The 16,828-nt window shown below is 57.0% G+C and carries 12 protein-coding genes; 4 read left to right on the forward strand and 8 right to left on the reverse strand.

What is annotated here, in order from left to right; all coding sequences use genetic code 11:
• Positions 1-25: 25 nt before the first annotated feature.
• From VFQ24_06220 to cutA, 3 genes are all read right to left on the reverse strand, one after another.
• Entirely contained in the window at positions 26-1,096 is a 1,071-nt protein-coding gene (locus VFQ24_06220) for a DUF481 domain-containing protein (GenBank protein ID HET9177936.1), read from the reverse strand.
• 291 nt (positions 1,097-1,387) lie between these two features.
• Entirely contained in the window at positions 1,388-2,953 is a 1,566-nt protein-coding gene (locus VFQ24_06225) for a beta-propeller fold lactonase family protein (protein HET9177937.1), read from the reverse strand.
• A 420-nt stretch (positions 2,954-3,373) separates the two neighbouring features.
• The gene (gene cutA, locus VFQ24_06230; GenBank protein HET9177938.1) at positions 3,374-3,721 is read right to left on the reverse strand and encodes a divalent-cation tolerance protein CutA; all 348 of its coding nucleotides are present in this window, start codon (positions 3,719-3,721) and stop codon (positions 3,374-3,376) included.
• A 341-nt stretch (positions 3,722-4,062) separates the two neighbouring features.
• Here cutA and VFQ24_06235 point away from each other — a divergent pair, with 341 nt between their 5' ends.
• Positions 4,063-4,431, forward strand: a complete 369-nt coding sequence (locus VFQ24_06235) for a septum formation initiator family protein (GenBank protein HET9177939.1) — start codon at positions 4,063-4,065, stop codon at positions 4,429-4,431.
• 86 nt (positions 4,432-4,517) lie between these two features.
• On the opposite strand, the gene VFQ24_06240 is transcribed toward VFQ24_06235, so the two are convergent.
• The 3 genes from VFQ24_06240 to VFQ24_06250 form a co-directional block, all read right to left on the reverse strand.
• Positions 4,518-5,297 carry a thiazole synthase gene (locus VFQ24_06240; protein HET9177940.1) on the reverse strand — a complete coding sequence of 260 codons (780 nt, stop codon included), beginning with the start codon at positions 5,295-5,297 and terminating at the stop codon, positions 4,518-4,520.
• 116 nt (positions 5,298-5,413) lie between these two features.
• Entirely contained in the window at positions 5,414-7,264 is a 1,851-nt protein-coding gene (locus tag VFQ24_06245) for a serine hydrolase domain-containing protein (protein HET9177941.1), read from the reverse strand.
• A gap of 408 nt (positions 7,265-7,672) precedes the next feature.
• On the reverse strand, positions 7,673-8,320 hold the full coding sequence (locus tag VFQ24_06250; GenBank protein HET9177942.1) for a PEGA domain-containing protein: 648 nt from the start codon (positions 8,318-8,320) through the stop codon (positions 7,673-7,675).
• A 536-nt stretch (positions 8,321-8,856) separates the two neighbouring features.
• Between VFQ24_06250 and VFQ24_06255 the strand changes: the two genes are divergently transcribed.
• Both VFQ24_06255 and VFQ24_06260 read left to right on the forward strand, forming a co-directional pair.
• Positions 8,857-10,122 (forward strand): hypothetical protein, encoded by a 1,266-nt coding sequence (locus tag VFQ24_06255; GenBank protein HET9177943.1) that lies wholly within the window; start codon positions 8,857-8,859, stop codon positions 10,120-10,122.
• Between the two features lie 260 nt (positions 10,123-10,382).
• Positions 10,383-11,909 carry a radical SAM protein gene (locus VFQ24_06260; GenBank protein ID HET9177944.1) on the forward strand — a complete coding sequence of 509 codons (1,527 nt, stop codon included), beginning with the start codon at positions 10,383-10,385 and terminating at the stop codon, positions 11,907-11,909.
• Between the two features lie 196 nt (positions 11,910-12,105).
• Here VFQ24_06260 and VFQ24_06265 read toward each other — a convergent pair whose 3' ends face one another.
• Positions 12,106-12,534 carry a response regulator gene (locus VFQ24_06265; GenBank protein HET9177945.1) on the reverse strand — a complete coding sequence of 143 codons (429 nt, stop codon included), beginning with the start codon at positions 12,532-12,534 and terminating at the stop codon, positions 12,106-12,108.
• A 534-nt stretch (positions 12,535-13,068) separates the two neighbouring features.
• Entirely contained in the window at positions 13,069-15,324 is a 2,256-nt protein-coding gene (locus tag VFQ24_06270) for a VWA domain-containing protein (protein ID HET9177946.1), read from the reverse strand.
• A gap of 179 nt (positions 15,325-15,503) precedes the next feature.
• Here VFQ24_06270 and VFQ24_06275 point away from each other — a divergent pair, with 179 nt between their 5' ends.
• On the forward strand, positions 15,504-16,757 hold the full coding sequence (locus VFQ24_06275) for an MFS transporter (GenBank protein ID HET9177947.1): 1,254 nt from the start codon (positions 15,504-15,506) through the stop codon (positions 16,755-16,757).
• Positions 16,758-16,828: the final 71 nt, after the last annotated feature.

The raw sequence follows: 16,828 nt of genomic DNA on the forward strand, positions 1-16,828 counted from the left end.
ACATCGATGATTGCAGATCATTCGATCAAAAGTTGACGCCCAGGCCCGTGCTCAAGATCAGGACATTGCCCTGCGTTCCTGGCACCGGCCTGCTGAGATACTGGTCGGTGAGGCCGACGTTGAAGGAGAAATGCTTCGAAATGGGTGCGTTCAGCGCGGTCAGTGAGTTGAACCGGTAGTCTCCAGCGGACGTCAGGCTGGGGAAAAAGTCAAATTCATGGTCGATGTTCAGATGTTTAAAACCGGCCCAGACGATCTTCTCCCCCGCCAGTCCTTCCATTTCGTTGCGTAGTTCCCCGGTTGCGAAACTCGTTCTGACGTAGGTGGCCCCCCCCTGGATGCTGAAAGTAAAAGCGGCGTGCCGGATCAGGTCTCTTCCAATGCCGCCGCCGTAGCTCTGTCGTAGGTCCAATTCCTGTGGCTGGAGGTGGTCCCACTGGCCTTGCACAAAAAGAAAATTGCGCGCATCGCCACCGATAAAAAAGTCCTGCCGAAGAACGGAGGTCAGCGTATTGGCCCGGGTCGTCACTCCCGATTGGGTAATGGTGGCGTTGGCCAGATTGAAGCCGAAACTCGTGCGCTGCCGAGGCGGGAGCCCTTCCAATCGTGGTTCTTGACGTTTGCTGGCAAAAATTATCGAAAGCGACCTGGAATCCTGGCTGGACTGCTGGAGGACGTAGCCCAAAGCCCCTCCTCCCTTCCAATCCTGCCACGGCAGTCGATGCCCTTCAGGGTTTTCCTTCATGAAAACCTCGGACGGGTAGATCGCCACCACGTCCCCCGGCGACAGCGGCGTAGTAGCGTTGTTGGATTGCAGTTGCCAGGCGCCTGAGCCGGTCACCGAAAAAATTCCGTCCGCTCTTTTCCCGCCCTTGAGAAGGACAACGACCGTTGCCGCGGAAGTGAAATTCGTGATGTTGGCGGCAGGTATGGTCAGGGTGCCCAGGTTAGCGGTTTCAAAGATGACATTGCCACCCAGCAGCCGTTGGAAGGTGCCGTTCAGGTGGTCACCGTTCTTTAGTTGAATGATTTCAGCCTTGGCAATTACAGACATGCAAACGAACATGAAAATTAAACCCAGCCTGGATAACCGCATTTCTCCACCTCGTCATGGCGTTTGCGTCCCCCCAGCAGTAGATTCGGCTTCCCGAGTGGCACAAGGAAGACGAAAATTCAGCCCTAAATGCGTGTTTCTTAGATTAGCACACTGGACATACGGGGGGGTAGCAAGTCTCAACACGAGAAAGCGGGTCATTATGGCGTAGTAGTCCTGCCCGTGCCAAAGACTTAAATTGTCACAATACGGCCAGCTAGCTGGCCAGCCGCGAAAAACTCTCCGAAAAAAGCAGTAGTGAGCATCCGGCCCTTTGCAGGACCTGTTGGGGCGTCACTTCACGGGCGAGTTTAAGCGCTGAGGCCCTGAAATTGGCATTACGCTGGCGCTGGCGGAATTGCCTCCAATACCAACAGTGACCGCTATGGGGGTGGGGAGGCCCGACAAGTCAATCTGCTTGCCGAAGACGGAGATCTGAAACTGATTCTGGCCGAGCGGCCTAATCAGCACTTTCAGGTTGGTGTTGCTGAGTGTACCCTGGAAAACGTAGCTTCCTGAATTCTTTCCGTTTTGGGCGAACTTGAACGAGCCTGCAGGCAAACTGGTCGAAAGAGTTCCAATCTGAATGTTAACCACTTGCGTCAGCGGATTGACTACAATACTTGAGTCGAGGCTGAGCGTTGCTTCCAGGTCAAATCCGGGCGGCGGTCCGGCCAAAATCTGCAGGGTTGCAGACAGGCCCGCCGAGGTCGATCCGGACGAGCAGGCTTTTGCAGGGAAAGCGGCAAGGGAATGCAACGGTGATATCGTGGAAGTCAGCGTGCCGAAGATGAGCGGCGATGATCCTCCCAGGACAAACGACGAAACCGCACTGAACGTATCAGCGGCGAAAAGGAGAGTGCCATCGTTGCTGACCGACAGCCCGCCCGGAAGAGTGTCCACCCCAGCGGTCCCAGCGGCGTTGACCGAAGTTCCTGGCAGCGTTAAGCCGCCAGTTGAATCCACGGCGAACGCCGTTACCGTATTGTCACCCTGATTGCTGGAAAAGAGCGTCTTGTCGTCGGTGCTGAGGGTCACCACCTGGTTGCTGGCATGCCCCGTACCAAAGGGCGAACCCGTAACTGCTGTGAGCTGTCCATCGGAAGCGATATTGAATGCGTAAATATTCCCCGATGGCCCGCCGGCATAGAGCAGATTACTCGCACAGTTGATATCGACGCCGGTGGCAGAACCCGAAGTCAGCGTGAATGGAGAATTGGCAACTGCCTGCAAGCTCCCATCGGACTGAATGGCGAACACCGCTATTTGACCGAGCTGAGAGAGGGCAACCGCAAGGAATTTACCGTCAGGGCTCACCTTCAGGCCAGACACCGCCCCACCCGCAAAAATCGGACTTCCCAGCATCGTTAGCGCGCCTGTCGCTGAGTTAATACTGAAGATCGATATCTGCCCGCCAAAACCCGTGCTGCCCGCATAGAGAAAATTCCCGCCCGGCGTAGCCGCCAGCGAAATGCCGGAATTGGACGGATCGTCGAAAGCATTTGTGGGAAATGGAGTTCCGCTTACGGCGGTCAAAACGCCGGTGCCTGTATCAACGGTGAAAGCACTGACGTTGTTGCTGGCGGCATTCGAAGCATAAAGGAAGTTGCCAGCAACAACAATGCGGCTGGCAGAGGAAAGACCTCCACCGTTGCCGGTGCCGTTGGTCGCAAAGGGCGAACCAGGAATAGGACTCAAGTCGCCATTCGTATCCACCGAATAGGCAGAAACAGAGTTAGCATTGGCGCTCGCAAGGTCGTTATTCGTATAAACGAAATTTTGAGCATAGAGACTAGTCGAAAACACAACCAACAGGGCAAAAATCCAGACACACGATCTCATGGATTTCAGCATTGGCATGCCCCCCTCCTGAATTTCAATTAGCGGCTTACTTACTTCTGGACCCCGGCCCCCGGCTGGATTCTCTGAATCCACTGGAGAGAACTTGAAGGAAAAGAGCGGTGATTGGGAAACAGCTAACGCGCTTCCGCTCAAGTCTGGTAAAGCGCTCGAACTGAGCAGGCCCGGGGCGACTGGTCTGGCCGGGTAGCAACTTGCCCTCGAACCTTTGCATTTACGATATTCAAAATCTTCAAACAAGCGGCCAATCGTTATCTTACTGAAAACAGGCCACCTGGTCAGCGGAACATGCCGCCGATGAAGGGATTCTAAGATGCGTTGGTTGCAATGTCAAGTCCGGATCAGTGATTAATTATATAGTAAACGCTTCATAGCTTCGCGCCTGGAAAGACTCTGGTGTGAACCTGTATCCGCTCGGAATTATTCCTTTGAGGCTATGTTCTGTACGGAGGGTCCTACCGCATCAGCTACCCACTGCAGATAGTTAGGGGACCCATCAATGATAGGCAGGCAAATGATCTCTGGAGTGTGGTAGGAGTGGATCAGCGCAATCTCTGATCTGATCTGCGGGAACAGATCACGGGTTGTCTTAATGAACATCAGGAATTCCCTGCCGTGATCGATCTTCCCTTCCCAGCGGTAAACGGACTGGATGGGTTGGGTAATGTTGACGCAGGCCGCCAACTTCTCCTCAATCAAACGTCGGGCAATCCTGCGGCACTCCCGCCGGCTGGAAGCCGTTACCATAATGACAACTTTATCGGTCACGTGACCTCCTCGTGGACGGAGAGGGCGCTGCTCGCAACCTGTCATGCGTCGAACGCCCGGTCAACAGGGTAGGCTCCCTGGAGATCCCGATGTTGTTCGCTCTTTTGCAGACCTCATCTTCAAGATACACCAGACACTCTACAGCCGCCACCCGAATCGTTTCCGGGAATCCCGGCGTGCCCCTTGAGTGGTTAGGCCGATGAAACGCAACCGGAAAGCAATAGTTTGCAACTTTCTGCGCAAACAGTGATATTCTGGCAACTGCGTCGGCTTGCACGCCTTGGGAAGGCGCGTTCCAGGCGGCTCGGAACCCGATGGGATGAGGTTGCTCTAACTGCTTTATGAATCTCCTTAATTGGGACCGCAAAACGCTCAGGCGTAATGCCCTCTTCGCGATGGCCTTGCTCAGCCTCGTCCTGCTGATGCATGAGATTTTTGGCAGTAATGGGTATATGACGCTGCGGCGGGAAAAAAAGGACTACACCGCTCTGCAGCGGCAGATTCAAAAAGTTTCAATTGAGAACCAGCAACTCGAGCAGAAAATCCATGCTCTGAAGAACAATCCCGAAGCCATTGAAAAACAGGCCCGCGACCAGTTGCGACTGGCCAGGCCCGGCGAAATCATTTACACGCTGCCTGACAAGGGATTGGCTGAGTCGTCGGCCGGTCCACGGCAGGGACCACCCGCACAAACCCCCACCCGCCGCTAAATCCGCCACATCACAGATCGTTGTGGGCTGATCACAGTCAGGGTATCTTCAGCTCGCGAAGTCGCCCTTTAGCCGTCTTCCGCCAGTCAGCGAACCACGCCCTCCAGAGGGCTGGATGCGGTTGCATAGAGTTTCCTCGGTATGCGGCCGGCCAGGTAGGCCTTGCGCCCCGCCTCGATCGCCTGCTTCATTGCCTCGGCCATCAAGACCGGGTCCTGCGCGCCGGCGATTCCTGTATTCATCAGCACGCCGTCCGCTCCCAGTTCCATCGCCAGCGCTGCGTCGGAAGCGGTGCCGACCCCGGCATCCACGATGAGGGGGACCTCCGTAATCATCTCGCGCAGAATCCGCAAATTGGCAGTATTCTGGATTCCCATCCCCGACCCGATGGGGGCGCCCAGCGGCATCACGGCCGCCGCGCCGGCGTCGATCAGACGACGGGCAGTGACCAGGTCGTCGTTTGTGTAAGGCATCACCACAAACCCTTCGCGCGCCAGAGTCTCAGTTGCTTTCACCAGTTCGAAATTGTCCGGGAACAAAGTTTTCTGGTCGCCGATGACCTCCAGCTTTACCCAGTTTGACAATCCAACTTCACGTGCCAGCCGAGCTGCGCGCACCGCCTCATCCGCATTGTAGCAGCCGGCCGTATTGGGAAGGATGAAGAACCTTTTCCGGTCGATATAATCGAGCATCGATTCCTTGCTCTTGTCTGTAAGGTTTACGCGCCGCACGGCCACCGTCACGACCTCGGCGCCGGAAGCTTCGTGCGCGCGCACCATTTCGTGAAAGCTCTTGTACTTGCCCGTACCCACAAATAATCGCGAGCGGAATTCCCGGTCCGCAATCCGCAAAACGTCGTTGTCCATGGATCCAAAATCTCCTTCTGACTATTTTAATACAAAGGCATGCGAGCGGGCGGAATGAAAGGGAGGCATCATTCCATCTGCATCCCGGCGCCCACTGCCACCTGGATGCAGTCGGCTCAATAGCGAAAGCCCAGCAGGTTCCAATAGACAAAAAACCAGACAAACATCAAGCCCGCTGCGGAAATCACGCTGTAGTGCACGCGCTCCCACACGGACCACGATTGGTTGCTCCACGCCCGCACAGCAAAGTAGAGCACAACGACGGCGAGTAGAGTGGTGAGGATAGGAATCCAAAGCAGCGCCTTGATCGCAGTTGGAACTCCGTAGACAAAATTCCAGTCGTCCATCCGCGTCAGCAGGTGGAGCATCGCGACGATGAAGAACACATTCAAAACGCCCAGCGCGGCGGCGCACCAACGTCCCCAGCGCCACGCGACTTTTTGGGGTCTCCTGCGCAATCGCCGAACCAATGCCTGGAGCGGCCACCAGACGCAGCCCGAAAGGAGAATCAGCATCAACGCCTTCACCAGCGCAACCTGGAACGCCGCCACTCCGTACCATGGCAGTCTTTCGTAGCTGTCGCGATCCGTAAACAGGTGAACGACGCTATCACCTGAATCCAGGTCGAATACGGCATGACCCTGGCCGTCGCTGCACAAGAAATAGTCCGGCGCCAGCGGCGTCCAGCGCGCCGAAGGTTTGAAGTTATGAGGATAATGGAATTCCAGTGACCCATCCGGGTTCGGCGTAATGCGAAACTGCCAGTAGAGCGTAAGCAGCTTCTCGAACGTGAGGCGGGAATAGGGATTGCTCCTGTAGCTGCCAGTTAGCTTATTGAGATCGCCTGGGGACAAGCGCACTGGCTCCGACGGCGCATCGCCATTGGCTTCCGGGTAAAAGCGGGCGAAGAAGCTGTTGATCAGGGAATCTTCAAACCGCGACTCGTCACGATTGAAGGCCAGGAAAAATCCCAGATGCTCCTTCGGCACCAGCATCAGCAGGCTTGCAAAGCCACGGATGTTGCCACCGTGGCCAATCGCGCGGCGTCCATTAACAAAACGCTCGTAAAAGCCGAAGGTGCGTCCCGCCAGCCGAGGGTCATCGGTGAACTGCCTGCGATGCATTTCTCGCGCGGAGGCTTCGCTCAGAATTCGTAAGCCATCGTATTGTCCATCGTCCAATTGGGCGATCAAAAAGTGCGCCATGTCGGTGGCTGTTGAATAAAGTCCCGCCGCGGGAGCAATATTGAAGTAGTCGATTGGCTGCGCAGTGTAGTGATCGCGATGATATTCATAACCCGTGGCGAGATGCGAGGCCAGTTGCGGGGTCAATTGGAAGCTGCTGTCGTGCATATCGAGCGGCAGAAGGATGTGCTTGTCGATATAAGCGTCAAAAGGCTCGCAGGAAATCTTCTGCACCAGGTAACCTTCCAACGCAACCCCAAAACTCGAATAGCTGTAAATCTTTCCCGGCGGCATCATCACGGGAGGCATCTTTCTTGCCAGGAACTCCTTAATCGGAGTCATCTGCGAAGGGCTCCTCGCAGCGATCCCGATAACGCTGGCATCAAGACCCGCCGAGTGCGTCAGTAGTTCGGCCAGAGTAACAGGCTGCGGGTATGGATCTTGCAATTTGAAATTCGTCAGATACTGATTCACATTTGCATCGAGATCGAGCTTGCCGCTCTCCACCAGCTGCAAGACCGCCGTTGCTGTGAAGACCTTTGAAACGGACCCTGCACGAAAGACGGTTTGCCCCGGAACCACCGGCGTTTGCTTTTTCAGGTCCGCATACCCATAGCCCTTGCTGAATACCACCTTGTCGTCTTTCACCAACACAAAAGCAGCGCCGGGAATGTGCCACCTGGGCATTTCCCGCGCGAAGAAACGGTCAAAGAATGTTTCCACTTCCTGTGCGTTCGACAACGCCTCGCCGCCTTGCCGGGTATCGGGCTTTGCGGCCGCCATGGGCGCCGCCGGATATACTCCCGCCCCTCCAATGAACAGCAGCAGGAGCAGAATGCAAGCCGTACACCTCGTCTGGCGCCGTGTGCGGATCATCCCACCAGTTTATCTATGAATGCGTCGATGATGCGTGGAAAGAAAAACCCCAGTCTGCGACCGGTAGGTCAGGGGTACATCATTAAAAGGGCAAGCGGGAGGCTTGCGGCGCAGAAGCGCTTCAGGTCCTGTGGAAAATCAGAAGCACAAATCAGCGGCCCCTGAAAAGGCCCTTAGACAGACTAATGGAGCGATGGGGACGATACCCGCGGGCCAGCTATCCCCGGTATCTCGCCTTGTCCATTAGCTTTGCTTTTGCTGCGACGTCACGAGACCAAATGCCGCAAACGGCATAGATCGGCGTGGCTGTCTCGGTTACCAGTCTTTGTGCAGTGTGGGATTGACGCTAAGGTCCTTGCCATTATTGATGTCAAGTTCCTTTGACCAAGTGTCATAGCCCCACTTCGTGACGGATACCAGATGCTTGCCAACGGGAATCTGCGCCGTGGCGGGCGTGTTGCCAACAAAATAACCGTCAACTGTGATGGTGGCGCCTGCTGGGGCCGATTTGAAATCCACGGCGAGAGTTTTGCCGGACTTTGCCTGCTCTTCAAGGGACTTTTTCTGGGTCGAGTAAGTCAGGTACTGAGGTTTTTCAGGAGGTGCTTCTTCCTTGGTCTGCCCCTGGTTATTCTGAGTTGAATTCTGTGTCTGAGGCTGGGTCTGGTTCTGGCTCTGATTCTGGGTCCCATTAGTGCCCTGGGTCTGGGTCCCGTTTTGACCCTGCGCCTGGGTTCCATTGGTTTGCTGCTGGCCATTATCTTGTGTTTTTGGAGTGGGGGCATAGACATAATGGGAGGCCGAACCCCCATCCTGATAAGCAGCCGAGTGCTGGTAAACGGGATGATGGCCGGGAACGGGAGCCAGACCACCCACTTCACTTACGTTCTGCCCCTGAGTCAGCGTCGCCACCGTGAGGAAAGAAACCGCACAAACGCAAACAACCCAAAGTCGATGTGACATCGTAATTCTCCATTCCGTCAAAATTCGTATTTCTCCCCTCCACCAGCACAACGGTCCCGCGCCGGACACCGGCAAGACCCGCTATCATGGTCCTGTCATCTGGCAGCCCGGCAAAATCCACAAGAAGCCGAATACTTGAGCAGGAGCGCCCGGGACAGGCGTTCCCAAAATACCACCTGCAACGCCCCAATCATAACACGGAATTCCGTTCGTATTTGAAAGTCCTAAGGCAGGATCTGCCTTGAGGACGTCTCTCCGCCTACTGCCTGCCATGTACGGTTTCCCACACGCATGGCTTATCGGCTGCGATATTGATAATAAAGCACTTAATATTTTCACAGTGGTTTCCGGCGGGTCCGCCGAATCGAATTCCTTCTACCCGCCTGAACGGCCTCTTCCCCAGAGGTCGCGCATCTGCGTAACCTGCGGGTAAAGCCTTACACACTCTGGCATTAGCCAGCGCCAGTCCTCGCGTCCGAGCTGGCAATAGGAGCCCTGGTCTCGTCAGGGGTTATAATATCCATCAGGTGGGCAAGATGAGGCCGAAATCCTCTCGCGCGCTTCTGTTGCTTCTGGCGGGGATAGGGGCACTTGCGGCCCTTTCCGCCTGGGTTGAATATCGTACCCGGCCCCTGAAGCTTGACTTCACGCTTCAGCCGGTGCTGCCTATTATTAAAGTAGAGGGCGGCGCCGTAGCTGTGCAACTCCGCGCCGACGCACTGGTTGCGAAAGTGGGCGACTATAGCTCAGAGCTTGAGGCCTATCTCCATTTCGAGTATTTGAAGACGCACGCCGGCCTTGACGGTTCGCGTGTCCTGCTTACCGTAACCAACGCGAGACCGGGCCCGCGGTATCAGCTCTTTCTGGTGCTCGACAACAACCTCCTTTCCGACGTTACCTACCTGGGAGGCCTGAAGGGCAACGGCTACATCCCCGATTTTGAAATTTACCCGGTCAGCTTCGAGCGCCTCGCCCGCCAGCGCCTCGAAACTGCTGTGTTTCTGGGCAGCTACAATCCCACTCACACGCTGCGGCTGGCTGATGTGCCCCCTGCGCGCCTTCTAGAGCCGCTGGCCAGCTTCCTGGTGTTCAAGTCCAGGACCGACCGCCGCATCAGGGAGAACATCCAGCCCGTTCCCACCGCGATTTCCACGGACCAGGCGAACGAGCTGGCAGCAGACATTCTTGACGTGGTGCATTTTTACGATCTGCCGCTGGAAGTCTTTCTGGGCATCGGAGCCATGGAGAACAACTATATGAATGTCCGTGGCGATCTGGACCACGCCGTCTGGAAGAGGCGGCCGCAGCCCGGTGACATCGTCCTGAGGCGCACGCGCTCGCGGGTATTGGTCAGCGATTACGCCATGGGCGTGTGGCAGATAACCCGCGAAACCTTGCGGCGCGCGCACGATCTCTATCTGCAAGACAAGCGGGATTACTCCGCTCTGCCGCCGCGGCTCCGGCCGGCAAAAAAACTCAGCTTCGATCTGGACAATTCCGAAGTACTCACTACTTATGCCGGGCTGCTGCTTCGTCATCTCCTGGACAGGAGCGATGGCGACATTGCCAAAGCTGTAGGGGCATATAACGGCAGCCTTGCAAGACCCAATTACCAGTATGCCGCCGGTGTCGAGGCCGTGGCGCTCTATGCGCGAGACTTCCTGGAGCGCGCCGCGCACCTGGACGGTATAAATATTGCAAAGTCGTGGCTCGCGCGTTCCACTTCGCTCCAGCCACGCGCAGGAACTGTGAGAAACGCGTCCTCGGAACCACGAAAGGTCTTAACTCCCGGTTCCGAATAACCCAGCCACACCTTCCCGCGGAATGACAGAGGTGTCATTGCGTCCACCTCGATTATGGCTGCTCGCTTTCACAAATCGGTTCTGCTCTAGCAGGGGCGCGTTCACCTTATCCGTGGCACGGCAAATTTCCACGATGGGTCCCTTCGTTTTGACATCGCTCGATCAGGAGCGTACGATGGGAAATTAGGGGCCGGGCCCGTTAGAACAGTGTACTCTGTGTTCGTGCTTCCTCATTTGCTAATCCAAATCAAGCGGAGGTAATGTTGCGTGTTCTCTTCTACGTTCCCGACAATCGAATCACACACAGCTACATGCCGACTCTGTGGCCCTACGTTCTCAAGGCGCTGACTCCTCCCGGCCACAACGTCACAACCCTCGACGGCAACGTCGTCCGAATGGATCCTGCAGAAATTGCTGAGTATGTCCGACGGGAAAAGTTTGACCTCGTCGGAGTTGGAGGTATGACACGGACAATCCACCGCTCCTACGCGGTTGCCGACAGCGTCCGCGCTCTCGGAGTGCCGGTGGTGATGGGAGGCCCACATGTCACCGAAGAGCCCGAGGAGGCCCTCGAACACGCCGACAGCGTCGCCTGCGGCGAGGCTGATGACCTTTGGCCGCAGATGATTCAGGATTTTGAGGCAGGCCGTCTTCAACCTGTCTACCGATCGTGCGAAAAGCCCAGCCTGGAAAACTACCCGCGCGTTCCCTGGGAACAGACCGATTTCAGGCAGTTTAGTGTGCTGCCACGCTGGGCCTCCAAGCTTTTGCGGGCGCTCGGCTGGGGACGCTTTGACGTCAGCATCTCCCCGGTCGAAACAGGCCGGGGCTGCCCCTACCGCTGCGATTTTTGCACCGTCAGCCCGTTTTTCGGGGAGAAAATCCGCTTTCGGACCAATGAAAACGTTATTGAAGAACTTAAATTGTTGAAGCGCCTGGGACGCACCCTGGTTTTCTTTGTTGATGACAACTTCGCCATCAATCCGCGCCGCGCCAAATCCCTGATGCGGGCCATGATCGAAGCGGACGTCCGTATTCCCTGGGTCGCACAGATCTCCATGAACCTTCTGCGCGATCAGGAATTGCTGGACCTGATGAAGCAGTCCAAGTGCATCTGTGTCTTTATCGGGCTGGAATCAGTGCTGCCGGAAAGCCTGAAGGAAGTGAGCAAGACCTTTAACAAGCCGGAAGAGTACGGCCAGATCATCGGCCAGCTCCAGCGCCGGGGCATTTACTGTGTCACGGCATTCATCATGGGCATCGATGGTGACCGTCCCGGCGTGGCGGGTAAGACCTGGGAAGTGGTCCGGAACTGGCCACCCGGGTTCTTTCCGGTGTTCAGCCAGCTTACGCCGCTGCCCGGGACCCCACTCTACAAATCTTTGCGTGAGCAGGGACGGCTGGAGGAGCGCCACTGGCTCAAGTATCGCCCCTACGGCGCCGCCTTTACTCCCAAACATATGACGCCCGCGCAACTCGAAAGCGAGGTGCGGACTGCCTGGGGCGTCGCTTACAGTGCCGAAGGAGTCTACCGACGCGTCAGCCGCATGAAGCAGATGCGGTTCGTCTCCAAGCTGATCTATGTGTTCGCTACGCTGGCGTTCCGCGGCATTTATTTCCGCCAGATGACCGCCCGCGCCTGGCTGAAACTGATCTGGCAAAACCGCCGGTCTGTGCGGCAGGTCTTCTCCCTGCGCTCGTTCACTAGTCATGGAATCGCTCCAATTCCGGAAGGCAGCTCGCTGCCGGTACAGAGTACCTCGCCCACTGCGATGCCGGGAACCTGAGAATCTGCAGCAGGCGATTGAATCTGTCAGAAAGTGGAGGACTCAGCCGACTGAACTTGACGGCAAGCCAGTTGCCGCTTCAAGTCCAGTGGCCGTTTGCTTCAATCAGCCCGTCGTTTAGTGGAACCGGCACACGAATCAGAACGCTGGCCGCATCAGAATTGAGATCGCAGGCAGGCTTACTGCGGGATGAGATTCAGGCTGCCACCGCTCGGGCACCCAGACAAGTCTCCACGGCGCGGACCATCTCCTGTTCCCGAACCGGCTCTTCCAGGTAGTCTCTTGCGCCTAGCTGCATTGCTTCCAGATAGCAACTCATGTTCAGGACCCGCGCCACCACCAGCACCTGCCTGTCCCGACCCATCGTGATGGCTTTTTCCAGCACGCCGCGCCCCTCAAAAGCGGAACTGCCCTGGCTCAGCACGACAAGGTCGAAATGCTCGGCCTCAAGGCAGCCCAGGGCGTCGTCATACGAGTTGCACGTCACCACCGCGCATCCCGCGCGCTGGAGTAAGGTGCGATAATAAACCAGATCGCCAGCGTCTTTGTGAATGACGAGAGCGTTGCCTTTCGCCGCAATCCGGCACTGGTTGTCTTTCTTCGACACGCTGAGATGGTATGGCATATGACCCTCCGCAATCTCCCGGCCCCATCACCTGGAAACCGGGATAAGGTTTGTCTTCGCCTTCCCCGTGGCGCAACCCGAGACTTCGAACGTCAGAAGGTTGCACCGAGGACCTTCGTTGAGCGGCCGTTTTTAACTTTCCCAAACCTGACTCAGCAGCCAGTTTGAGAATCTGTGGAGATGTTGAACCGGAGATTGAACGTGTTGATCAGACCCGATGAAAACTTTGATGAACTTGCTGCAGGATGGGCCTTCCGTTTAAGGAGTGGCGCTGAGGAAACGAGCTTGATGAAGCGCAAGAAAGGACCCGGAAAGAGTGCTCTGACCTCCTTTCCGAAAAACAATTTCGCACACTCAATCAACTGTATCGTAACACAGTGATTGGCTAAGTCAAGCCGATAAATGAGTCGCTGATAAATGAGTCGCATGGAAGTACATCCGGCTGGACGGTTTATCCAACGCACGCCCCACGGCCTGATCGCACATTGCCCCTCCACCGCCCACAACCGAGTTGTCAGATTCCTCCCCCCTACTTCACGGCTGACCCGGCAATAGAACAAAGTTTGCAAATAGCTTCCCCTCTGCCTGGGCATCCCGCGGCACCGACTGTACAACCTGATAACTTCCCGCCAAAAAATCGTGCGTGTCGAGCGTGCCAATCAGGACGGCCTCTTTCTCTGCCGGATCAGGGATGATCTTCCAGTTGATATTGAAGTGGCGGACAGGAATGTGGTTTCTCAGCAATTCGGTCCGCGTGGAAGCAGCAAGGTCGTTGAAATCGTACGACGGCGGGTTGTAAAGCTCATAGAGCAGATAAATCCGGTCGCCCGCGTAGAACGTGGCGTCGGGCTGGGGAACAAAGTCCATCTGCCCCGCGCGCACCGTCCCGGTCAGATGCATAGCCTCTCCATTCACCTTTACCGTAGCGCCGGCAGGAGCAGGGGTCGCGTGATAGGTCACCAGCAACGTGCTTGCCGACGGGGCGCCTTCGTAATCCGGCGCCTCAAAGCGCACCTCCTCGGCTCCCAGCTTGCCGGTGTTGTCGTCCCGGAACACCACCTTGCAGATGTGTTTCCCCGGCGAAACAAACATCCTCGTATTGAACGTCACGAATTCCGTTGGACTGGCGGCCGCGCGGCTGAACGCCGGGTTTGCCACCGTGATGTTCGCAACCTGTCCGTGATAGAGGGGAAGCGTTCCGCCGGTAGCCGCTGCAATCTCTGCCAATTCGGTCACGTGGATCCGGGAGGAATCCTTCTTCCGGGTAGCGGCAAGCGAGCCGAGATGGACGCCGGTGCTCATCAGGGCCACAGATTGTCCGTTAGCTCCGCGGAACACGTTCACGCTGGCCGCAACGTTTAGGTCGCGCGGCATTTCCGACTGCAGGGCCTGCCACAGCACAATTTCTTTCTCTCTTTTGGAAAGCTTGTCGTAGGGCCGCGGCTCATAATAGCCTTTTGGCGCGAAGACACTGGCCTGCGGCACGTTCACAGAAATCTTCAGTTGCCTGAATCTGCCCAATTGCCGTTGGTCTGCCGGATAGAAACCGATGACGTAATACCCGCTCGCGGCTTCCACTACGTCATTGAACACCTCGTGAAGGTCATTCGTATCGGTGACCGATTTGCCCCCGGTCAGCATGGCAATATCTACCAGCCCTTCTTTCCGTCCATTTTCCAGCTCTTCGGTTCGCGTGTAGTCGTTCAGGGCCAGTTGGAACTGCAGCGGCGAGCCCATGCTCCAGGTTGGAATGGGGACCCCGTAACGCAGCAGCTTCGAGCGATTGGTCGTAGGATCGATATTAATCAGGCCTCGGGTGTCAACGGTGTAGAAAACGATCTGGTGCCGCATGGCATCGGCCGCAAACTGGTGCAAAAGCGACATGCTCTCCGGGTCAGTCCGCAACCCGGACCGGAGAACAACCACCACCTTCTCGCCCTGAAGGCCTTCGAGCCGGTAAATGACGTCAAGATACCGGAACAGGGCCGATCGGACGTAAAACGACATCTCCCGCTCCGTCTCGCTCATCTCCAGTTTGAGATCAGCCTCGCGCATTGAGATGTCTGCGCGGCCGGCAGGCACAAGCCCCGGCCTCAGCGTCAAACTGCCGAAGCCCGGCGGTGGCGCCGTACCACTGCCGCCCCAAAGCAAGGCCGAATAAAGCAGCCATTCGTAATCGGCCTGCTTCTCCATGTCCAGCGTTGAATTGATCAGCGGAGGCACTTCGGGCAGTCGCCCGTAAGGGTGCTGATGCATTTGCTCAAGCGTTCGCAGCAGCTTCGTCCCGTCGTCGGTAAAGGGCAGCCCGTCCAGTGACACCATAAAATCCGGTTGGACCTGGCTCGACACGAACTGCTTGATGGCCTGGTACGCTTCGGGGACTTCGCTGGAGTCAATTTCACTGTCAATGTAGACCCACACACGGTGTCGGGAAAGCTGCCCGGTGGCCGTAGCAGTTTTCACTTCCGGCGGCACTTTCTGGACGGATCCCGGAACTGGAATGTAGTCCAGCGTCTCCACCTGGCGCTGGCGGCCGTTCTCCCGGACGTTAAAATCGGATTTTCCCAGGCCGTTGACGGGTTTGCCGTCACGCCCGATAACGCGCACACGCACCTGGACGAGTTGCGTCTCAACCTTCACGCTGAACGGCTGCTTTGATGGCTCTTGAGCGGCAACTGCCAGGACCGGAAGAACGAAGGCGACCAGCACGCAAACCGCCCTTCCCGCCCGGAAGACTGTGGATTTGCAACTTGATTGTCGCGCTTGATGTGCATCGATTGCGGCTTCCAAGGTCGTCCTCCTTTTGCGCACTATCTTACACCCACGGCCTCTGATCTCAATCACGAGATTGTTCAGCCAGCGACCGTTCTGTCCCAGAAAACCTTTGGCGGCAGTTACCCAATCAGACTACGATGGGCGTGCAGTCGGGCAAGCTGGTCGTTCGACATTGCAGTCTCGTGGAGGATCTCTTGGCAGACACGACGGAACTTCAAGCCAGTCGTTCCTCCATGCCTGCGCCGTGGATCGTGGGCATGGCGGTCTTCCCTTTTGGACTCGTGGTAGGATTCACCATCACCGCCTTGCCGTTCCTGCTGACGCACCTTGGCGTTTCCCTCGACAAAGTGGCCGTGATGAGCGCCACCGTGATGACTCCTACCTTCTGGGGATTCTTATTGCAGCCTCTCATGGACACTGGACTGACGCGCCGGGCCTATGCCTGGATCACAGCCGCGTGTGCGGCGATTTGTCTTGCGGCAGCGTTGTTCGTTCTATCCCCCGTTCGGTTAGGGCCGGCAACGGGGCTGCTTCTGATCGGGGAGCTATCGATCGTGCTCTACTCAGGCGCGATCGGCGGCTGGACTGCGCAATTCACGCCCGATCACCTGCGCGGTTCCGTGAGCGGGTGGACCAACGTCGCCAATCTCGGCGGGGGCGCATTGGGTTCGCTGGCAGTCATGTCTCTGGCGCCGCACGTCGCCCTGCATTGGCTTGGGCTGGGGCTGGCCGTCTGCATCATCATTAGCACCTTGCCGATTCTGTTTTTTCCTGAAGCCGTCAAATCGTCGTTCCGATTACGGCAGATTTTCACCGATACCCTGAAGACCACGTGGCAGGCGAGCAAAACCAAAGAGGTCTTGACGGGCTTTTGTCTTTTCCTGGTGCCGGCCAGCGCGGAAGCGGCCATCAACCTGTTCTCCGGCATGGGCAATGATTTCCACACCAGCGCCTCGACGGTGATCTGGGTGACGGGAGGCGGGTGCGCGATAACCGCTTCGATCGGGGCGCTGCTCGGCGGGCGCGCCGCAAACCGCGTCTCCCGCGGCTATCTCTACCTTGGCGCGGGACTGACCACCAGCATCGTCTCCTTGGCCATGGCCATTGCTCCGCGCGTACCTCTCACCTTTATTCTGGGAGCACTCGTCTACAACGGCCTCGCCGGAGTCTGTTATGCGGCGTTCAACGCGCTGGGTTTTCAGCTCGTGGGCCAGGAAAGCCCCGTTGCCAGTACGCAACTGGGTCTGTTTGCCGCGGCCACCAACTTCGCGATCGATTACATGACCTGGGCTGATGGGCTTGGCTTCAAGCATTTTGGCGTGCGTGGGCTTCTGCTTACTGACGGCCTTGCCAGCATGATTTCTGCCCTCGTGCTGTTGGCCCTGCTGGGCAGCCGGCTCAGGAAGCGGCATATCGAGAGTTACCCCGTAACGGCGGCAGCAGATTGATGACGCTGATGAATGACCCGGAAGAATAAATCCGATTCATGGTCTTCGAGGCATGGTAAACTGCGGCTGCG

The organism is Terriglobia bacterium, from assembly GCA_035712365.1.
Taxonomy (GTDB): domain Bacteria; phylum Acidobacteriota; class Terriglobia; order UBA7540; family UBA7540; genus SCRD01.

Coding starts and splice junctions, on each gene's coding strand:
- VFQ24_06220 (HET9177936.1), bottom strand. CDS start 1,096: ATGCGGTTATCCAGGCTGGGTTTAATTTTCATGTTCGTTTGCATGTCT.
- VFQ24_06225 (HET9177937.1), bottom strand. CDS start 2,953: ATGCCAATGCTGAAATCCATGAGATCGTGTGTCTGGATTTTTGCCCTG.
- VFQ24_06235 (HET9177939.1), top strand. CDS start 4,063: ATGAATCTCCTTAATTGGGACCGCAAAACGCTCAGGCGTAATGCCCTC.
- VFQ24_06240 (HET9177940.1), bottom strand. CDS start 5,297: ATGGACAACGACGTTTTGCGGATTGCGGACCGGGAATTCCGCTCGCGA.
- VFQ24_06245 (HET9177941.1), bottom strand. CDS start 7,264: ATGGCGGCCGCAAAGCCCGATACCCGGCAAGGCGGCGAGGCGTTGTCG.
- VFQ24_06250 (HET9177942.1), bottom strand. CDS start 8,320: ATGTCACATCGACTTTGGGTTGTTTGCGTTTGTGCGGTTTCTTTCCTC.
- VFQ24_06255 (HET9177943.1), top strand. CDS start 8,857: ATGAGGCCGAAATCCTCTCGCGCGCTTCTGTTGCTTCTGGCGGGGATA.
- VFQ24_06260 (HET9177944.1), top strand. CDS start 10,383: ATGTTGCGTGTTCTCTTCTACGTTCCCGACAATCGAATCACACACAGC.
- VFQ24_06265 (HET9177945.1), bottom strand. CDS start 12,534: ATGCCATACCATCTCAGCGTGTCGAAGAAAGACAACCAGTGCCGGATT.